Source organism: Streptomyces alkaliterrae (assembly GCF_007097205.2).
GTDB lineage: Bacteria > Actinomycetota > Actinomycetes > Streptomycetales > Streptomycetaceae > Streptomyces > Streptomyces alkaliterrae.
In genome coordinates, this window is sequence record NZ_VJYK02000011.1 from 22,805 (window position 1) to 38,561 (window position 15,757).

Annotated in this window: 16 protein-coding genes; 11 read left to right on the forward strand and 5 right to left on the reverse strand. The window is 73.9% G+C overall.

Annotation, left to right across the window (positions count from 1 at the left end; translation table 11 throughout):
- Positions 1-20 precede the first annotated feature (20 nt).
- On the forward strand, positions 21-1,349 hold the full coding sequence (locus FNX44_RS02320) for an aminotransferase class I/II-fold pyridoxal phosphate-dependent enzyme (protein ID WP_143646214.1): 1,329 nt from the start codon (positions 21-23) through the stop codon (positions 1,347-1,349).
- 47 nt (positions 1,350-1,396) lie between these two features.
- On the forward strand, positions 1,397-2,326 hold the full coding sequence (locus tag FNX44_RS02325; RefSeq protein ID WP_143646215.1) for a LysR family transcriptional regulator: 930 nt from the start codon (positions 1,397-1,399) through the stop codon (positions 2,324-2,326).
- Positions 2,327-2,499: 173 nt separating this feature from the next.
- Here the strand turns inward: FNX44_RS02325 and FNX44_RS02330 are convergent, their stop codons facing one another.
- Entirely contained in the window at positions 2,500-2,994 is a 495-nt protein-coding gene (locus FNX44_RS02330; RefSeq protein WP_143646216.1) for a Rieske (2Fe-2S) protein, read from the reverse strand.
- 171 nt (positions 2,995-3,165) lie between these two features.
- Here FNX44_RS02330 and FNX44_RS02335 point away from each other — a divergent pair, with 171 nt between their 5' ends.
- The 7 genes from FNX44_RS02335 (at position 3,166) to FNX44_RS02365 (ending at position 9,455) form a co-directional block, all read left to right on the forward strand.
- Positions 3,166-4,038, forward strand: a complete 873-nt coding sequence (locus FNX44_RS02335; protein WP_143646217.1) for a HipA family kinase — start codon at positions 3,166-3,168, stop codon at positions 4,036-4,038.
- A complete protein-coding gene (locus FNX44_RS02340) occupies positions 4,035-4,421 on the forward strand; it encodes a DUF3037 domain-containing protein (RefSeq protein WP_143646218.1) in 387 nt (128 codons plus the stop codon). Before FNX44_RS02335 ends, FNX44_RS02340 begins: the two co-directional genes overlap by 4 nt.
- A gap of 124 nt (positions 4,422-4,545) precedes the next feature.
- Positions 4,546-5,307, forward strand: coding sequence for a 3-oxoacyl-ACP reductase FabG (fabG, locus tag FNX44_RS02345; protein ID WP_143646219.1), 762 nt, complete (start codon positions 4,546-4,548; stop codon positions 5,305-5,307).
- 26 nt (positions 5,308-5,333) lie between these two features.
- On the forward strand, positions 5,334-6,089 hold the full coding sequence (locus FNX44_RS02350) for an SDR family oxidoreductase (RefSeq protein ID WP_153506741.1): 756 nt from the start codon (positions 5,334-5,336) through the stop codon (positions 6,087-6,089).
- Between the two features lie 282 nt (positions 6,090-6,371).
- On the forward strand, positions 6,372-7,964 hold the full coding sequence (locus FNX44_RS02355; protein ID WP_407699104.1) for an ABC transporter substrate-binding protein: 1,593 nt from the start codon (positions 6,372-6,374) through the stop codon (positions 7,962-7,964).
- Positions 7,965-8,040: 76 nt separating this feature from the next.
- Positions 8,041-8,712: a uracil-DNA glycosylase gene (ung, locus tag FNX44_RS02360; protein ID WP_143646231.1), complete on the forward strand. Its 672-nt coding sequence runs from the start codon at positions 8,041-8,043 to the stop codon at positions 8,710-8,712.
- A gap of 224 nt (positions 8,713-8,936) precedes the next feature.
- The gene (locus tag FNX44_RS02365; protein ID WP_143646222.1) at positions 8,937-9,455 is read left to right on the forward strand and encodes a hypothetical protein; all 519 of its coding nucleotides are present in this window, start codon (positions 8,937-8,939) and stop codon (positions 9,453-9,455) included.
- Positions 9,456-9,516: 61 nt separating this feature from the next.
- Here the strand turns inward: FNX44_RS02365 and FNX44_RS02370 are convergent, their stop codons facing one another.
- Positions 9,517-10,152: a TetR/AcrR family transcriptional regulator gene (locus FNX44_RS02370; protein ID WP_143646223.1), complete on the reverse strand. Its 636-nt coding sequence runs from the start codon at positions 10,150-10,152 to the stop codon at positions 9,517-9,519.
- A gap of 96 nt (positions 10,153-10,248) precedes the next feature.
- Between FNX44_RS02370 and FNX44_RS02375 the strand changes: the two genes are divergently transcribed.
- Entirely contained in the window at positions 10,249-11,514 is a 1,266-nt protein-coding gene (locus FNX44_RS02375; protein WP_143646224.1) for an FAD-dependent monooxygenase, read from the forward strand.
- Positions 11,515-11,532: 18 nt separating this feature from the next.
- Positions 11,533-12,432, forward strand: coding sequence for a Gfo/Idh/MocA family protein (locus FNX44_RS02380; protein WP_143646232.1), 900 nt, complete (start codon positions 11,533-11,535; stop codon positions 12,430-12,432).
- Here FNX44_RS02380 and lnt read toward each other — a convergent pair.
- From lnt to FNX44_RS02395, 3 genes are all read right to left on the reverse strand, one after another.
- On the reverse strand, positions 12,410-13,945 hold the full coding sequence (lnt, locus tag FNX44_RS02385) for an apolipoprotein N-acyltransferase (RefSeq protein WP_143646225.1): 1,536 nt from the start codon (positions 13,943-13,945) through the stop codon (positions 12,410-12,412). The genes FNX44_RS02380 and lnt overlap by 23 nt on opposite strands.
- 117 nt (positions 13,946-14,062) lie before the next feature.
- Positions 14,063-14,950 (reverse strand): undecaprenyl-diphosphate phosphatase, encoded by an 888-nt coding sequence (locus FNX44_RS02390; RefSeq protein WP_143646226.1) that lies wholly within the window; start codon positions 14,948-14,950, stop codon positions 14,063-14,065.
- 54 nt (positions 14,951-15,004) lie between these two features.
- A partial coding sequence (locus FNX44_RS02395; protein WP_143646227.1) for a TVP38/TMEM64 family protein occupies positions 15,005-15,757 on the reverse strand: 753 nt, incomplete at its 5' end.

The following is a 15,757-nucleotide window of genomic DNA, read 5'->3' on the forward strand; positions in this document are numbered from 1 at the left end:
ACTAGTGCATACTTGATTATGTGCTAGAAGCTTACCGTCTGGAGGGCGCCGGCGCCGCGAATATCGCCGCCGCCGTCGAAGAGGCCGTGGCCGCGGGGGAGTTGAGCCCGGGGCAGTCACTCACGCCGATCCGGGAGTTCGCCGCGCGGATCGGCGTCAACCCCAACACCGTCGCCGCCGCCTACCGCCTGCTGCGCGAGCGCGGCGTCATCGAGACCGCCGGGCGGCGCGGCAGCCGGATCCGGGCCCGCCCGGTCAGCACGGCACGCGAGGCCCTGGGCACCCCGGTACCGCCCGGCGTACGGGACGTCTCCTCCGGCAACCCCGACCCCGCACTGCTTCCCGCGCTCGCCGACGTGCTCGCCGACGTCGCCCGCGGCCACGCCGAACGCCCCGTGCTCTACGGCGCGCCCCCGGTCAGCGAGGACCTGCGCGCCCAGGCCGCCGCCGCGCTGGCCGCCGACGGCGTCCCGCCGGGGCCGCTCGCCGTCACTTCCGGCGCGCTGGACGCGATCGAGCGGATCCTCGCCGCCCGGCTGCGCCCCGGTGACCGGGTGGCCGTCGAGGACCCGGGCTGGGGAGGCCTGCTCGACCTGCTGCCCGCCCTCGGGCTGCGCCCCGAGCCGTTCGGCACCGACGACGACGGCCCGGTCCCGGAGGAGTTGACGCGGGCGCTGGCCGCCGGTGCCCGCGCCGTCGTCGTCACCTGCCGCGCCCAGAACCCGACCGGCGCCGCCCTCACCGCCGAACGGGCGGGCACGCTGCGCGCGCTGCTGCGCGAGGCCGACCCGCTGCTGGTGGAGGACGACCACGGCCACGGCATCACCACACTGCCGCTCCAACCGCTCGGCGGAGCCACTCGCCGCTGGGCGTTCGTCCGCTCCACCGCCAAGGCCTACGGCCCCGACCTGCGGCTGGCCGTGGTCACCGGAGACGAGAACACGCTCGACCGGCTGAGCGGCCGACAGCGGCTCGGCGCGGGGTGGGTGAGCCACCTCCTCCAGGACGCCGTCGCCCGGCTGTGGCGGACCGGAGCCGTCGATCCGGCGACCGTCTCCGCCGCCTACGACCTCCGCCGCCGTCGGCTGCTGCAGGAGCTCGCCCGGCGCGGCGTACCCGCCCGCGGGCGCAGCGGCATGAACGTGTGGGTGCCGGTTCCCGACGAGACGTCGGCCGTCGCCCGCCTGCTGGCCGCCGGTTGGGCGGCGGCACCCGGCTCGCGATTCCGGATCGCCTCCCCGCCCGGTGTGCGGCTGACTCTGTCCGATGTGCGGCCCACCGAACTACCGGCGCTCGCCGACGCGGTCCGCGCCACGCTGGCCCCGCCCCCCGCCGGCCGCTACGGCTGAGCCCGACGGCCGCCCGGCCCGTCGGACGGACGCGCTAGCGTGACGGCATGCTGAGTCTTGAGCGTCTGCGCGTGCTGCACGCGATCGCCGGCCACGGGTCGGTCACCGCCGCCTCGGAGGCGCTGCACGTCACCACCTCCGCCGTCTCCCAGCAGGTGGCCAAGCTGGAGCGGGAGACCGGACAGCAGCTGCTCACCAGGAACGGCCGCGGCGTCCGGCTCACCGACGCCGGCCGGCTGCTCGTCCGGCACGCCGACCGGGTGCTGTCCCAACTCGAACTGGCTCACGCCGAGCTGGAGGCCCATCGCGGCCAGCCGGTGGGCGAACTGCTGGTCGGCGGCTTCCCCACGGCCGCGCGGGGCCTCTTCCCCGCCGCGCTGGCCGAGCTCCGGAGCGCCCACCCCCGGCTGGCGGTGCGGCTGCTGGAGGTGGAGCCGGAGGAGTCGGTACGGCGCCTCGGCCGCGGCGAACTCGATCTCGCGGTGGTACTCGACTGGTACAACCGCCCGTTGTCGGTGCCCGCCGGCATGGCCAAGCAGCCGCTCGCGGACGACGTCGTCGACGTCGCCGTGCCGGCGGACCACCGCTGCGCCGGGCTCGCCGAGGTCGACCTGGAGGACTTCGCGGGCGACGACTGGGTGACCTGGCCGCCGGGCGAGTTCTGCCACGAGTGGCTGACGTTCACTCTCCGGGACCGGGGCGTCGAGCCACGGCTGGCGCACCGCGCCGCCGAGCACCACACGCAGTTGGCGCTGGTCGCCGCCGGGCTGGGCGTCGCCGTGGCGCCGCGTCTTGGACGGGGAGCGGTGCCCGAGGGGGTGGCGATCGTGCCCGTCCGGCAGACCATCACCCGGCACGTCTACGCGCTCTGGCGGCAGGACGCCGACCGGCGCCCCTCGATCCGGGCGGTGGTCGGCGCGCTCCGCGAGGCCGCCGTCCGGTCCCCGTGGGACGGGGGCGCGCCGGGCACTCGCTGAGGAGCGCGCCGCCGGGATGCCCGCTGAGTACACCCCGGCGACGCGCCTGCCGCGCGACCCGGCCGTCACCGTCAAGGACCCGCCGCGCGGCGCAAGCGGCGTCGTTCGGGACGCCACCTGGCGCCCGACCCGGCAAGCCCCCCAAGGCCCCGGGCCGGGCCGTTCGAGGAAGCTCAGCCGAGCTTGATCGTGTTGCCGTCCACGGTGATCGACGCCGGCGGCAGCGGACGCTGCGCCGGGCCCGAGGCGACCGTGCCGTCGGCCACGTTGAACTTGCTGCCGTGGCAGGCGCAGTTGATGGTGCCTCCGCTCACCTCGCTCACCAGGCAGTTCTCATGTGTGCAGACGGCGGAGTACGCCTTGAAGTCACCGTTGGTCGGCTGGGTGACCACAACCTTCTCGTCGCGGAACACCTTGCCCTGGCCCACCGGGATGTCGGACGTCGGGCCGAGTTCGGCGCCTGCCTCGGCACCGGGCTCCTGCGGAGTGCCGCCGGTCTCCGTGCCGCCGGTCTCCGTTCCGCCGTTGCCGGTGCCGTTCTCCTGCCGGCCGTTCCCGCCGCCGTAGCCGGGCCCGGAGTCGCCCGAGTCGCCACAGGCGGTGAGGGCGGCGGTGAGGCCGGCGGCTCCGGCGGCGAGGACGGCACGGCGCGAGGCGCTTGCTGACATGAGGGGCCTTCCTGCTCTGGGACGTGCTGTCGTGAGGATCTTGTGTGCGCTGCTGTTTCGGTGGGGGTTCGGCAGGCAGTACGCACCGCGACGCGGAGGTGTTCAACGGATCTCGGAGTTCGGCGGCGAATTTCACGCGCGCCCCCACGCTGCCAGCCGTAGCCTGTGGGAATGCTCTCCGAGATCACCGCCACGCGCTACGTCACACCGTTGCGCGAGGGCGGTTCGCTGCCGGGTCTTGTCGAAGCCGACGATCTGGGCACGTACGTCGTCAAGTTCACCGGCGCCGGGCAGGGGCGCCGGACCCTCGTCGCGGAGGTCGTGGCCGGCCGGCTGGCCGACGCGCTGGGGCTGCGGGTGCCGCGCCTGGCGGCCGTGCAGCTCGACCCGGTGATCGGGCTCGGCGAACCGGACCAGGAGGTCCAGGAACTCCTCAAGGCCAGCGGCGGCCTCAATCTCGGCATGGACTACCTGCCGGGGTCCATCGGCTTCGACCCGCTCGCCTACACCGTCGACCCGGCCGAGGCGGGCCGGGTGGTCTGGTTCGACGCGCTCGTCAACAACGTCGACCGCTCCTGGCGCAACCCCAACCTGCTGGTCTGGCACGGCGACCTGTGGCTCATCGACCACGGCGCGTGCCTGATCTGGCAGCACAACTGGGCCTCGGCGCCGGCGGCCGCCGCCCGGTCCTACGACGCCTCCGACCACGTCCTCGCGCCCTTCGGCCCCGACCTGGCCGCGGCGCACGCGGCGCTCGCGCCCCGCGTCACCGAGGAACTGCTGGCCGCCTGCGTCGCCGACGTGCCCGACGAGTGGCTCGTCGACGAGCCGGGCTTCGACGACGTGGCCGCCCTGCGCGCCGCGCACACCGCCACCCTGCTCCGCCGGGTGGACGGTCTCGCCGAACGGATCGTCGTGGGCGAGCGCAGCGCGGACGGGCCGAGCCGGGCACCCGGCTGGCTGACGGAGTGGCCGCACCGCCCGGCGGAGCGGCGGGGCTCCGAAGCGGCGCGTGACGAGGCACGGGAAGGCGGCCGGGCATGAGCGGGAAGCGGGACGTCTTCGAGTACGCCCTGTTGCGGGTGGTGCCGCGTGTCGAGCGCGGCGAGCTGATCAACGCGGGCGTGGTGGTCTACTGCCGGGCGAGGTCGTACGTGTGCGCGCTGGTCGAGTTGGACGAGGCGCGGCTGCGCGCGCTCGACCCTTCGGCGGACGTGGTCGGGGTGCGCGCCGCCCTGCACGCCGTCGAACGGGTCTGCACGGGCGGCCCGGCTGCCGGCCAGGCCGCCGGGGACGACGCCGGGCGGCGCTTCCGCTGGCTGGTCGCCCCGCGCTCCACGGTCGTGCAGCCGGGCCCGGTGCACACCGGCCTCACCGAGGACCCGCACGCGGAGGCCGAGCGCCTGTTGGAGTTGTTGGTGCGGTGACGCTGGAAGCCGCCCGGCCGGCCGTTGACAGCCGGCTGGGCGGCTTCTAGCGTCACGACAGCCGAAGCTACTAAGCGGTTGCTCATTTCGCCGGAGACCTACCAGGGACTCAAGGAGAGGCACCATGTCCAGCACCGAACGCCGGATCGCCATCGTGACGGGCGGAGCCCGCGGAATCGGGGCGGCTACGGCCGTCCGACTGGCCGAGGAGGGGCGCGCGGTCGCCGTCCTCGACCTCGACGAGGCCGCCTGCGCCGACACCGTCGACCAGATCAGGAAGAGCGGCGGCCAGGCGCTGGCCGTCGGCTGCGACGTCTCCGACGCCGCGCAGGTCGAGGCGGCGGTGGCGCGCGTCGCTGACGAACTCGGCGCCCCGACCGTCCTCGTGAACAACGCCGGTGTCCTGCGCGACAACCTGCTGTTCAAGATGAGCGAGGCCGACTGGGACACCGTCATGAACGTGCACCTGCGCGGGGCCTTCCTGATGTCCAGGGCCTGCCAGAAGCACATGGTCGACGCCGGTTTCGGTCGGATCGTGTGCCTGTCCTCCAGTTCCGCGCTGGGCAACCGGGGCCAGGCCAACTACTCGGCGGCCAAGGCCGGACTCCAGGGCCTCACCAAGACGCTGGCCAAGGAGCTCGGCAAGTTCGGCGTCACCGCCAACGCGGTGGCGCCCGGCTTCATCGCCACCGACATGACAGCGGCCACCGCCGCACGCGTCGGCATGGACTTCGAGGACTTCCAGACGGCCGCCGCCGGGGCCATCCCCGTCCAGCGGGTCGGGCGCCCCGAGGACGTGGCCGACGCCATCGCGTACTTCACCGGCGACCGCGCGGGCTTCGTCTCCGGCCAGGTGCTGTACGTGGCCGGCGGACCGCTCGACTGACCCGCGAAGCGAGAGGAGTGACGCGCATGAGCGCACAGCACAGCGGTGAGGTCGCGCTGGTCACCGGCGGCAGCCGGGGCATCGGCTACGGCGTCGCCGAGGCTCTGGTGGCCCGCGGCGACCGGGTCTGTCTGACCGGCCGCAACGAGGAGCCGCTGAAGGAGGCGGTGGCCCGCCTGGGCGCGGACCGCGCGCTGTACGTGGTCGGCAAGGCGCACGACGAGGCGCACCAGGCGGAGACCGTCGAGCGGATCATGGCCGAGTGGGGCCGTCTGGACCACCTGGTCAACAACGCCGGCACCAACCCGGTCTTCGGCCCCATCGCCGAGGTCGACCTCGCGGTGGCCAGGAAGGTCTTCGAGACCAACGTGGTCTCCGCCCTGGGCTTCGCCCAGCGGACGTGGGCCGCCTGGCAGCGCGACAACGGCGGCACCATCGTCAACGTCGCCTCGGTCGCCGGGCTCAGTGCCTTGCCGTTCGTCGGGCCCTACGGCGTCAGCAAGGCGGCGCTGCTCAACCTCACCCAGCAGCTCGCCCACGAGTTCGCGCCGACGGTGCGGGTGAACGCGGTCGCCCCGGCGGTCGTGAAGACGAAGTTCGCCGCCGCGCTGTACGAGGGCCGGGAGCATGAGGCCGCGAGCGGCTACCCGATGGGCCGGCTGGGCGTGCCCGAGGACGTCGCGGGAGCGGTCGCCTTCCTGGCCTCGCCGGCGGCCGGCTGGATCACCGGCCAGACCCTGGTCGTCGACGGCGGCCTCTTCCTCAACGCCGGGGTGGCCTGACCTGTTGTCCGGCCGTGGCGGGCTCCGTCGATCTTCACGGTTCGCGGGCCCGCCACCGGCCCCGCCGCATTGACCGTCGGCAACCGTTGAATCACGGGTTGAGCAGCCGATTCAGCTCTGGCGGACGCTGCGGTAGGGTCTGCCTCGTTGTTGGCCCCGAGTCCGGGAACGGCCGCCGTGCGCGAGACGCACGGCCCAGCGGCACCGGCCGAGCCGGCACGAAGCTTCCCTGTCGTTTCAGCATGTTCGGCATTGGTTCGTCGCCGATCGAGGAGTGTGCACGTGGTCAGCCGGATGAGGCCTCTGAGGGCCGTGGCGGTTCTGTCGGCAGCGGCAGTGCTCGCCGGTTGCGGTTCGTTCTCGGGTGGCGGCGACGACGAGAACCAGCCCATCAGAGTCGGCACCACCAGCGCGCCCAGCGTGCTCGACCCGGCCGGGGCGTGGGACGGCTCGTGGGAGCTGTACCGGAACGTCTACCAGTCACTCCTGCACTTCCCCGGTTCCGGCGGCACGCCCGAGCCGGACGCGGCGAAGTCGTGCTCCTTCACCGACAACAAGAGCCAGGTCTACCGCTGCACGCTGCGCGAGGGCCTGGAGTTCTCCAACGGCAACAAGCTGGACGCGGCGGCGGTCAAGCACTCCATCGAGCGCATCCTGAAGATCAACTCGCCGGCCGGCCCGGCCCCGCTGCTGGACAGCCTGGACCGAATAGAGACCACGGGGGACGACACCGTCGTCTTCCACCTCAAGAAGCCCACAGCGACCTTCCCGCTCGTGCTGGCGACCCCCGCCGGCTCCCTGGTGGATCCGGCCTCCTACCCGGCGGACAAGCTGCGCGAGGGCGACTCCGGCGGTGCGATCGTCGGTTCCGGCCAGTACAAGATCAAGAAGTACGAGGCCGGCGAGGTCGCCGAGCTGGAGCGCAACGGCAAGTACCAGGGCTCCGCCAAGACCCGGAACGACGCCGTCACGATCCGCTACTTCGACGACTCCGGCAGCCTGGTGAAGGCGCTGGAGGACGAGGAGCTCGACCTCGCCTACCGCGGACTGACCCCCGACCAGATCACCGACCTGGGCGGCCGCTCCGGCAGCCAGTCCTCGATCAAGGTGAACGAGATCGTCGGCACCGAGATCCGCTACCTGGTCTTCAACCCCGAGGACGACGCCGTGAAGAACCCGGCCGTCCGAGAGGCCGTCGCCCAGCTGATCGACCGCAAGGCCCTGGTGCGCAACGTCTACAAGCGCACCGCCGAACCGCTGTACTCGATGGTCCCCGGCGGCATCACCGGTCACACCAACGCCTTCTACGACCGCTACGGCGAGCCGAACCAGCGCAAGGCCAAGTCGGTCCTCCAGGCAGCGGGCATCAACGAGCCGGTCGAGTTCACCCTCTGGTACACCACCGACCGCTACGGTGCCACCACCAAGGCGGAGTTCGAGGAGATCCAGCGCCAGCTCAACGGCTCGGGGCTGTTCAAGGTGGAAATCGAGGGGCGGCCCTGGAACGAGTTCCAGAAGGCCTACCAGGAGGGCACCTACCCGGTCTTCGGCCGTGGCTGGTTCGCCGACTTCCCGGACGCCGACAACTACATCGGCCCGTTCGTCGGCGAGAACAACGCGCTCGGCATCCCCTACGTCGACAGCAAGCTGACCGGCAGCATCCTGCCGGAGTCGCGCAAGGAGAGCGACCGCGCGACGGCCGGGAACACCCTCAAGGAGGCGCAGCGGCTGCTCGCCAGGGACGCCCGGCTGATCCCGCTGTGGCAGGGCAACGTCCACATCGCCGCCTACGAGCACGTGGCCGGCGTGGAGTGGGCCATCGACGCCTCGACGATCATGCGGGTCGGCGAGCTGCACCGGAAGTCCAGCTGGTAGTCCCGTTGTCGGTGCCGACCGGTACGTTCTGACGTGTCATTATCAGACGTACCGGAGGTACCACGACGTGATCGACATGCTGCCCGGCTCCTGGCAGGACGTCCTCGGCGACGAGCTGACCAAGCCCTACTTCAAGGAACTCACCGAGTTCGTGGAGGCGGAGCGCGCGGCCGGCCCGGTCTTCCCGCCGCGTGACGAGGTCTTCGCGGCCCTGGAGGCCACGCCGTACCAGCGCGTCAAGGTGCTCGTCCTCGGCCAGGACCCGTACCACGGCGAGGGCCAGGGCCACGGACTGTGCTTCTCGGTGCGGCCCGGTGTGCGCACGCCGCCCTCCCTGCGGAACATCTTCAAGGAGATGCACGAGGAGCTGGGCCACCCGGTCCCCGACAACGGCTTCCTGGCGCCCTGGGCCGAGCAGGGCGTGCTGCTGCTCAACGCGGTGCTCACTGTGCGCTCCGGAGAGGCAAACTCGCACAAGAACCAGGGCTGGGAGACGTTCACCGACGCCGTGATCCGGGCCGTCGCCGAGCGCGAGGACCCGGCGGTCTTCGTGCTGTGGGGCAACTACGCGAAGAAGAAGCTCCGCCTCATCGACACCGAGCGGCACACCGTCGTGCAGGGCGCCCACCCCTCACCGCTGTCCGCCAAGCGCTTCTTCGGCTCCCGGCCCTTCACCCAGATCAACGAGGCCGTCGCCGCCCACGGGCACGAGCCGATCGACTGGCGCCTCCCCGACCTGGGGCGCTGACCCCCCTCGCCCGTTGCGGCGGCCGTGCCGAGAACCATGCCGCGGGCCCGTGTGGGGGAAGGCCCGCGGCGGTACGGGGCGCCTGTCCGCCCGAGCGGCCGGGCGGAGCTAGCGTCAGCGGCGGCGGCCGTCCGGTCGCCGCTCCCGACGCCGCCGGCGCACCGCGGGCAGGTCCGCGCGGGCGGCCGGGAGCGCGGGGGCGCGAGCAGACGAAAGGTCAGTCGATGACCGACCCGCCCCGGCCGGCTCCCGACCGGCTCGCCACCCGCATCGGGCAGGCGGTCATCCTGCACCGCGCGGGAGACCGCGAGGAGGCGCGCAGCCGCCTGGCCGCGCTGTGGGCGGAACTCCAGGGCGGCCCGGCAGCGCAGGGCGATCCGGCCGTGCCGGGCGGCCCGGCCGTCGGCGGCGCGCTGGCCCGCTGTACGGTCGCGCACTACCTCGCCGGCACCCAGGAGGACCCGTACACCCGCCTCCAGTGGCATCTGCGGGCCCTGTCGGCGGCGCGCGGGCACCGGGAACCGGCCGACGGGCGGTCGGAGGAGCCGTCCCCTGCGATGCGGGCGCTGTACCCGTTGCTCTGCCTCGGCCTCGCCGACGGCTACGCGGAGCTCGGGGAGCGCGCGGCCGCCCGGCGTGAACTGGCCCGTGCGCGGGCGGCGTTGGCGGCACTCCCGGACGAGGGCCGCCGTGCGGACCTCCAGGCGGCTGCGGACCGGCTCGCCCGCCGCCTCGACCCGTGAGACCGCGCCCGACACACCTGTGGGACGTGTCGACGGAGCCCGGGAAGCAACGGCCGCAGGCTCAGCCGCCGCTCGCCCCGCCGGTCCGCCCGGCGGGCAGCATCGCCCCGAGCAGTTCCGTCAGACCGGCGCGCAACTGCTCGCGCGTGGGCCGGCGCCTGCTGTAGGACCCGGCCGTCGAGCCGAACAGCACACCGTCGCACCACGCCGTCAGCGAGTGGGCGTGCCGCTCGGGATCGGGTGAACCGGCCGCCGCCAGCAGCGCGCTCAGCGGCCGCTGGAAGCCCACCTCGCCGACCTCGTCGTAGCAGGCCCGCAGTGCCGGGCGACGCGTCGCCTCCAGCGCCAGCTCGTAGCGGGCGACCAGCAGCTCCCGGTGGTCGCTCAGATAGCCGCTCAGAGCTCCCGCCACGGCGTCGGCCAGCCCGGCCACACCGGCGCCCGGGACCGGCATGCCCTCAGGGTCCAGGACGCGGCGCTCCCGCACGAGCAGACGGCGCACCGCCGCCTCCAGCAGCGCCTCGCGCGTCCGGGCGTGGTTGGAGGTCGAGCCGGGCGGCAGACCCGCGGCCTCGTCGACCGCGCGGTGCGTCAGCCCGCGCATACCGCGCTCGGCGAGCAGCCGGATGGCCGTGTCGGAGATCAGTTCCGCCCTGGCCTGCCCGCGCGGGGGCAGGGGCGTGGGTGCAGCGGACATGGAGCGACCCTACCCGAGAAACTACGACCGTAGTACACTCAACTACAGCCGTAGTAGAGTGGGTCCTCTCGGCCCGCGCTTCCCCAGGAGGTGGCCATGTCCGGCGGACCACGCGCGCTTGTCATCGGCGCGGGCATCGGCGGGCTGACCGCCGCCGTCGCCCTGCACCAGCGCGGCTGGCAGGTGTCGGTCCACGAGCGGGCCGCCTCGCTGGAGCCCGTCGGCGCGGCGATCAGCATCGCGCCCAACGGCCAACGCGCCCTTGACGTCATCGGCCTCGGCGACGCCGTCCGCGACCAGATCGCCTGGACGGCCGAGGGCGGCATCCGGCGGCCGGACGGGCGCTGGCTCGCCCGCACCGACGCCGCCGCGGCGGCCGAGCGGTTCGGCGGCGGCCTCGCCCTCGTCCACCGGGCCCACCTCGTCGACCTGCTCCGCGCCCGCCTCCCGCGCGAGGCGGTGCACACCGGCAGCGCCGGCCGGCTGCTCGACCCGGGAGAGCCGGCCGGTCCAGGCCGCCCCGGCCGCCCGGCCGTCGTCGCCACCGCCGACGGCGAGCGGGAGGCCGAACTGGTCGTCGCCGCCGACGGCGTGGCCTCCCCGGCCCGCCGCCTGCTCTTCCCCGACCACCCCGGTCCGCGCTACGCCGGATTCACCACCTGGCGGCTGATGGCGGACGACCCCGACGGTCGTCTCGGCGACCTCCCCGCGCACGAGACCTGGGGCTCCGGCGCCCTGTGGGGCACCCACCGGCTGCGGGACGGACGGATCTACGCCTACGCCGCCGCCCCGGCCCCCGCCGGCGCCCGCGCACCGGACGACGAACGACGGGAACTACTCCGCCGCTTCGGCACCTGGCACGCCCCGATCCCCGCCCTCATCGAGGACTGCCCGCCGCGCACCGTCCTCCGCCACGACGTGTACACCTTCCGCCGACCGCTGCCCGCCCACCACCGGGGCCGCACGGTGCTGCTGGGCGACGCGGCGCACGCCATGCCGCCCAGCCTCGGCCAGGGCGGCAACCAGGCCGTCGAGGACGCCGTCGTCCTCGCCCACCACGCGGACCCGGACACCGCCGACCACTGCCCGGCCCCGGCCGCCCACACCCGCGACCGGCTGCCGCGGACCACCGACGTCCTCCGCCGCTCCCGCCGCGCCGGCGCCCTCACGACCGTCGCCAACCCCCTGGCGGTGCTGGCCCGCGACACACTCACGGCCGCGGTCAGCCGCCTCGGCCCGCACCTCGCGCTCCGCGCGCTGGACGGCGTCGCCGACTGGTCACCACCGGGGACGGCATATCCTTCCCCCACGGCGGCCGGCCGCTCGGAGAACACCGACGGGAGACGTCCCGGCCGGGAATGACGCGTGAGGAGCACCAGGGTGAAGATCGGCGTGATCGGCCTCGGAGACATCGCGAGGAAGGCCTACCTGCCCGTCCTCACCACGCTCCCCGGAGCCGAACCGCACCTGCACACCCGCAGCGAGGGCACGCTCGGGGAGGTCGGCGACACCTACCGGGTGCCGGCCGCGCACCGCCACACCACCCTGGACGCGCTGCTCGCCCAGGGGCTGGACGCGGCGTTCGTCCACGCGCCCACCGAGGTCCACCCGCAGCTCGTCGGCCGCCTGCTCGAAGCCGGTGTGCCCACCTACGTCGACAAGCCGCTCGCCTACACCCTCACCGACTCCGCCGGACTGGTCCACCTCGCCGAGGAGCGCGCGGTACCGCTGGCCGTCGGTTTCAACCGCCGCCACGCGCCGGCCTACGCGCAGTGCCTGGAGCACCCGCGCGAGTTGATCCTGATGCAAAAGCACCGCATCGGGCTCCCCGAGCAGCCCCGCACGATGGTCTTCGACGACTTCATCCACGTCGTCGACACCCTGCTCCACCTCGCGCCCGGCCCGGTGGACACCGTCGACGTGCGCCACCGGATGGTGGACGGCCTGCTGCACCACGTCGTGCTGCAACTCTCCGGCGACGGCTTCACCGCGGTCGGCATGATGAACCGGCTCTCCGGCTCCAACGAGGAGATCCTGGAGGTCTCCGGACAGGACAGCAAGCGGGAGGTCCGCAACCTGGCCGAGGTCATCGACCACAAGGGCCAGCCCAGCGTCCGCCGCCGGGGCGACTGGGTGCCGGTGGCCCGGCAGCGCGGCATCGAGCAGGCCGTGACCGCCTTCCTCGACCAGGCCCGAGCCGGCCACGGCGGAGACGTCACCAACTCCCTGCGCACCCACGAGCTGTGCGAACAGATCGTCACGGCCGTCGAGAGCGCGTGAGACCCGGCCCGCTCCCGGCGGCGCCGGAAGGTGACACCGCGCGGCGGCGGAGCAGCGACACCAGCACGAACGCGGCGACGGCCGCCGACGCCAGGCCCGGCAGCCAGTCCCCGTACCGCACGTAGGGAGTCCGCCCCTCCGCCAGCGGCACCCGGTACACCTCGGCCGTCGAACGCTCGACGCCGAGGGCCGGCCCCACCGGGCGCCCGTCGGGGCCGTAGACGGCACTCACACCGGTCAACGTCGCGTGTACGACGGGGCGTCCGGTCTCCGCCGCGCGCAGCGCGCCGAGCGAGGCGTGCTGCGCGGGAGCCCAGCTCTCCTGGAAACTGCTGGTGGCCGACTGGGCCACCAGCAGCCCCGCGCCGTCCCGGGCCAGCTGTCGGCTCATGTCGGGGAAGGCCGTCTCGAAGCAGACGAGCGGCCCGATCCGCGTCCCCCGCACGTCGAAGAGCACCTGCGAGTCACCGCGCCGCCGGTCCTCCTCGGCGGCGCGACCCACCGAGGTCGCCCAACCCAGCAGCGGCCGCAGCGGCACGTACTCGCCGAAGGGCACAAGCCGCATCTTGTCGTACCGCTCCCCGGTCGGCCCGCGCTCGTCCACCACGACGGAGCTCTTGAAGATGCCGGGTCCGCCGGCCCGCCGCGCGTCCACGTTGACCAGCAGCGGCGCCTCCACCCGCGACGCGAGCGTCCGCAGCCGCTCCATCAGGTCCGGTCGGGCGTCGAGGTCGAAGCCCACGCTGCTCTCGCCCCACACGACCAGATCCAGCTCGCGCCCCGCGAGTTCGGCGGTGAGCGCGGCGGCACGCTCGAACCGCGCCTGCGGGCCGGGTGTCAGCCCGGGCTGGACCACGGCGATCCGGGCCTCGCCCTGCTGCCGGGGCGCCGGAGCCCACCAGGCGGTGGCGGCCGTCAGCAGTACGACGGTCAGCAGGGCGGCGCCGGCCGCCCGGCGCGCCGGCGGGACGGCGAGCAGCAGTACCAGCGCGGTGTTGACGGCCACCACCAGCACGCTCACCAACCACACCCCGCCCACCGAGGCCAGCCGCAGCGCGGGGCCGAACTGCCACTGGGAGGCACCGAGCAGCGCCCAGGGCCCGCCCAGGTACTCCCAGGAGCGCACCACCTCGATCAGCAGCCACCCCGACGGCAGCAGCGCGACGGCCGCGGCAGCCCTCATCCCGCGCGGCGCGCCGGTGAGCAGCCGATGGGCCAGCCATCCCCAGGGCGCCCAGAGCAGACCGGTCAGGGCCGCCAGGGGGAGGAGGAAGACGTGCAGGCTGGGCATCAGCCAGTGATGGGTGGCCAGGACAAAGCCCGTCCCGCCCAGCCAGCCGACCAGCAGGGCGGCCCGTCCGCCGGGCGCCGACCGCAGGAGCAGCAGCCACGGCAGCAGCGCCACCCAGGCCAGCCACCACAGACCGGGCGCGGGGAACGCGGGGGCGGGCAGCGCTCCGGCGAGGAACGCCACCGCCGCGAGCGGCGCCCGTCGTTGCGACAACCGCCCCATCAGCGCCTCCTCGCCACCGGTGTCACCAGTGTGCAAGGAGCCGGAGCCGCTGTCTCGGTCTTGGCGGAACCCGCGCCTCCGCCAAGACCGCCCGACCGCCCGACCGACCGCGAGACGCTAGCCGCCGTCCACCTCGGGTGCGCCGGCCAGCGGGTCGAGGACGCCGAAGCCCACGAGCAGCAGGATCACCACACCCACCGCGATCCGGTACCAGACGAAGGGCATGAAGCTGCGCGTGGAGATCCAGTGCATGAACCAGGCGATCACCGCGTAGCCCACCAGGCCGCCGACCACCGTGGCCAGGATCGTCGGACCCCACGCGACCTGGCCGGTCTCCCCGCCGATCTCCTTCAGCTCGTACGCGCCGGAGCCCAGCACGGCGGGGATCGCCAGCAGGAATGAGTACCGGGCGGCGGCGGCCCGCTCGTACCCGAGGAACAGGCCGCCGGTCATCGTCACACCCGACCGCGACATGCCCGGCACCAGGGCGAGCGCCTGCCACAGACCGAAGAGCACACCGTCGCGGACGGTCAGCTGTTCGAGGTTCTTGCGCGGCTTGCCGGCCCGGTGGCGGCCGCCGTTCTCCGCCTGGGAGGCGAGGTAGTCGGCGACACCGAGCGCGATGCCCAGCGCGATGAAGCTGAAGGCGATGAGCCGCAGGTCACGGAACGGCCCCTCGATGTGGTCCTTGAACGTCACGCCCAGCACGGCGATGGGGATCGAGCCCACGATCACCAGCCAGCCCATCCGGGCCTCCAGCTCCCGGCGGGCCTCCTTGCTCACCAACGACCGCGCCCAGGCACTGACGATGCGCCCGATGTCCTTGCGGAAGTAGATGAGGATGGCCAGCTCGGTGCCGATCTGCGAGACGGCGGTGAAGGCGGCGCCGGGGTCCGGCCAGCCCGCGCCGACCGCGATCAGCCGGATGTGGGCACTGGAGGAGATCGGAAGGAACTCGGTGAGTCCCTGGACGACTCCGAGGATGAGGGACTGGAACCAGGACATGTCGGAGTGTGGTCGCCCTTGCGGTCGTGGAGTGTGACGGGTGCTGAGGTTCGGTCAGATCGTATGGGCCGCCGCGCCGGCGCCGGTGGCCGGCCCCGGGGCCGAGGTGCTCTCCCGGCCCCGGGCGAGGTGGCGCCTGGCCGCGGCGGCGCCCAGTACGCCGGTCGCCGCCACCAGCCCGAGTACGGCGAGGAACGCGGGGGAGACCGGCTCGCTCGCGCGGCTGCCTGCCAGCGCGTACACCAGGGTGTAGGGCAGCCCGCCGACAGCGGTGGCCCCGAGGAAGACCGGCCAGCGGACCCGGGAGAGCGACGCCGCGTAGTTGGAGGCGGCGAACGGTACGCCGGGCAGCAGCCGGAGCAGCAGCACCGACCGGAAGCCGTGGTCGGTCAGCTGCCGGTCGACGGCGGCCAGCCGCCGGCCGCGCAGCAGCGGACTCATGGCGTCCCGGCCGAGCAGCCGACCGGCGGCCAGGCACAGCCCGGCGCCGAGCACGGTCCCGACCACGGCGGCGGTGACGCCGAGGACGGAGCCGAACAGCGCGCCCGCGGCCAGTCCGAGCAGCGGCCGGGGAACGAACAGCGCGGCGGCCACCGCGTAGAGCAATGCGAACAGCGGGGCGGCGAGCCCGGCCGGCAGGCTCTCGCGCCAGGCGCCGCCGGTCAGCCAGGAGTGCGGCTCGTACCAGCTGACGGCCGCCCACGCCGCCGCGAGCAGCACGACCAGCAGGCACAGCCGCCGCCACGCCCGGGAGCCGGCGGAGGCCGACGGGCGAACGGGTTCGGGGGAAGGTGCGGGCACCGGGGG

Excerpts from the sequence above, each read along its gene's own strand:
- FNX44_RS02325 (WP_143646215.1), top strand. The coding sequence starts at position 1,397 with ATGCTGAGTCTTGAGCGTCTGCGCGTGCTGCACGCGATCGCCGGCCAC.
- FNX44_RS02330 (WP_143646216.1), bottom strand. The coding sequence starts at position 2,994 with ATGTCAGCAAGCGCCTCGCGCCGTGCCGTCCTCGCCGCCGGAGCCGCC.
- FNX44_RS02335 (WP_143646217.1), top strand. The coding sequence starts at position 3,166 with ATGCTCTCCGAGATCACCGCCACGCGCTACGTCACACCGTTGCGCGAG.
- FNX44_RS02340 (WP_143646218.1), top strand. The coding sequence starts at position 4,035 with ATGAGCGGGAAGCGGGACGTCTTCGAGTACGCCCTGTTGCGGGTGGTG.
- fabG (WP_143646219.1), top strand. The coding sequence starts at position 4,546 with ATGTCCAGCACCGAACGCCGGATCGCCATCGTGACGGGCGGAGCCCGC.
- FNX44_RS02350 (WP_153506741.1), top strand. The coding sequence starts at position 5,334 with ATGAGCGCACAGCACAGCGGTGAGGTCGCGCTGGTCACCGGCGGCAGC.
- ung (WP_143646231.1), top strand. The coding sequence starts at position 8,041 with ATGCTGCCCGGCTCCTGGCAGGACGTCCTCGGCGACGAGCTGACCAAG.
- FNX44_RS02365 (WP_143646222.1), top strand. The coding sequence starts at position 8,937 with ATGACCGACCCGCCCCGGCCGGCTCCCGACCGGCTCGCCACCCGCATC.
- FNX44_RS02370 (WP_143646223.1), bottom strand. The coding sequence starts at position 10,152 with ATGTCCGCTGCACCCACGCCCCTGCCCCCGCGCGGGCAGGCCAGGGCG.
- FNX44_RS02375 (WP_143646224.1), top strand. The coding sequence starts at position 10,249 with ATGTCCGGCGGACCACGCGCGCTTGTCATCGGCGCGGGCATCGGCGGG.
- lnt (WP_143646225.1), bottom strand. The coding sequence starts at position 13,945 with ATGGGGCGGTTGTCGCAACGACGGGCGCCGCTCGCGGCGGTGGCGTTC.
- FNX44_RS02390 (WP_143646226.1), bottom strand. The coding sequence starts at position 14,950 with ATGTCCTGGTTCCAGTCCCTCATCCTCGGAGTCGTCCAGGGACTCACC.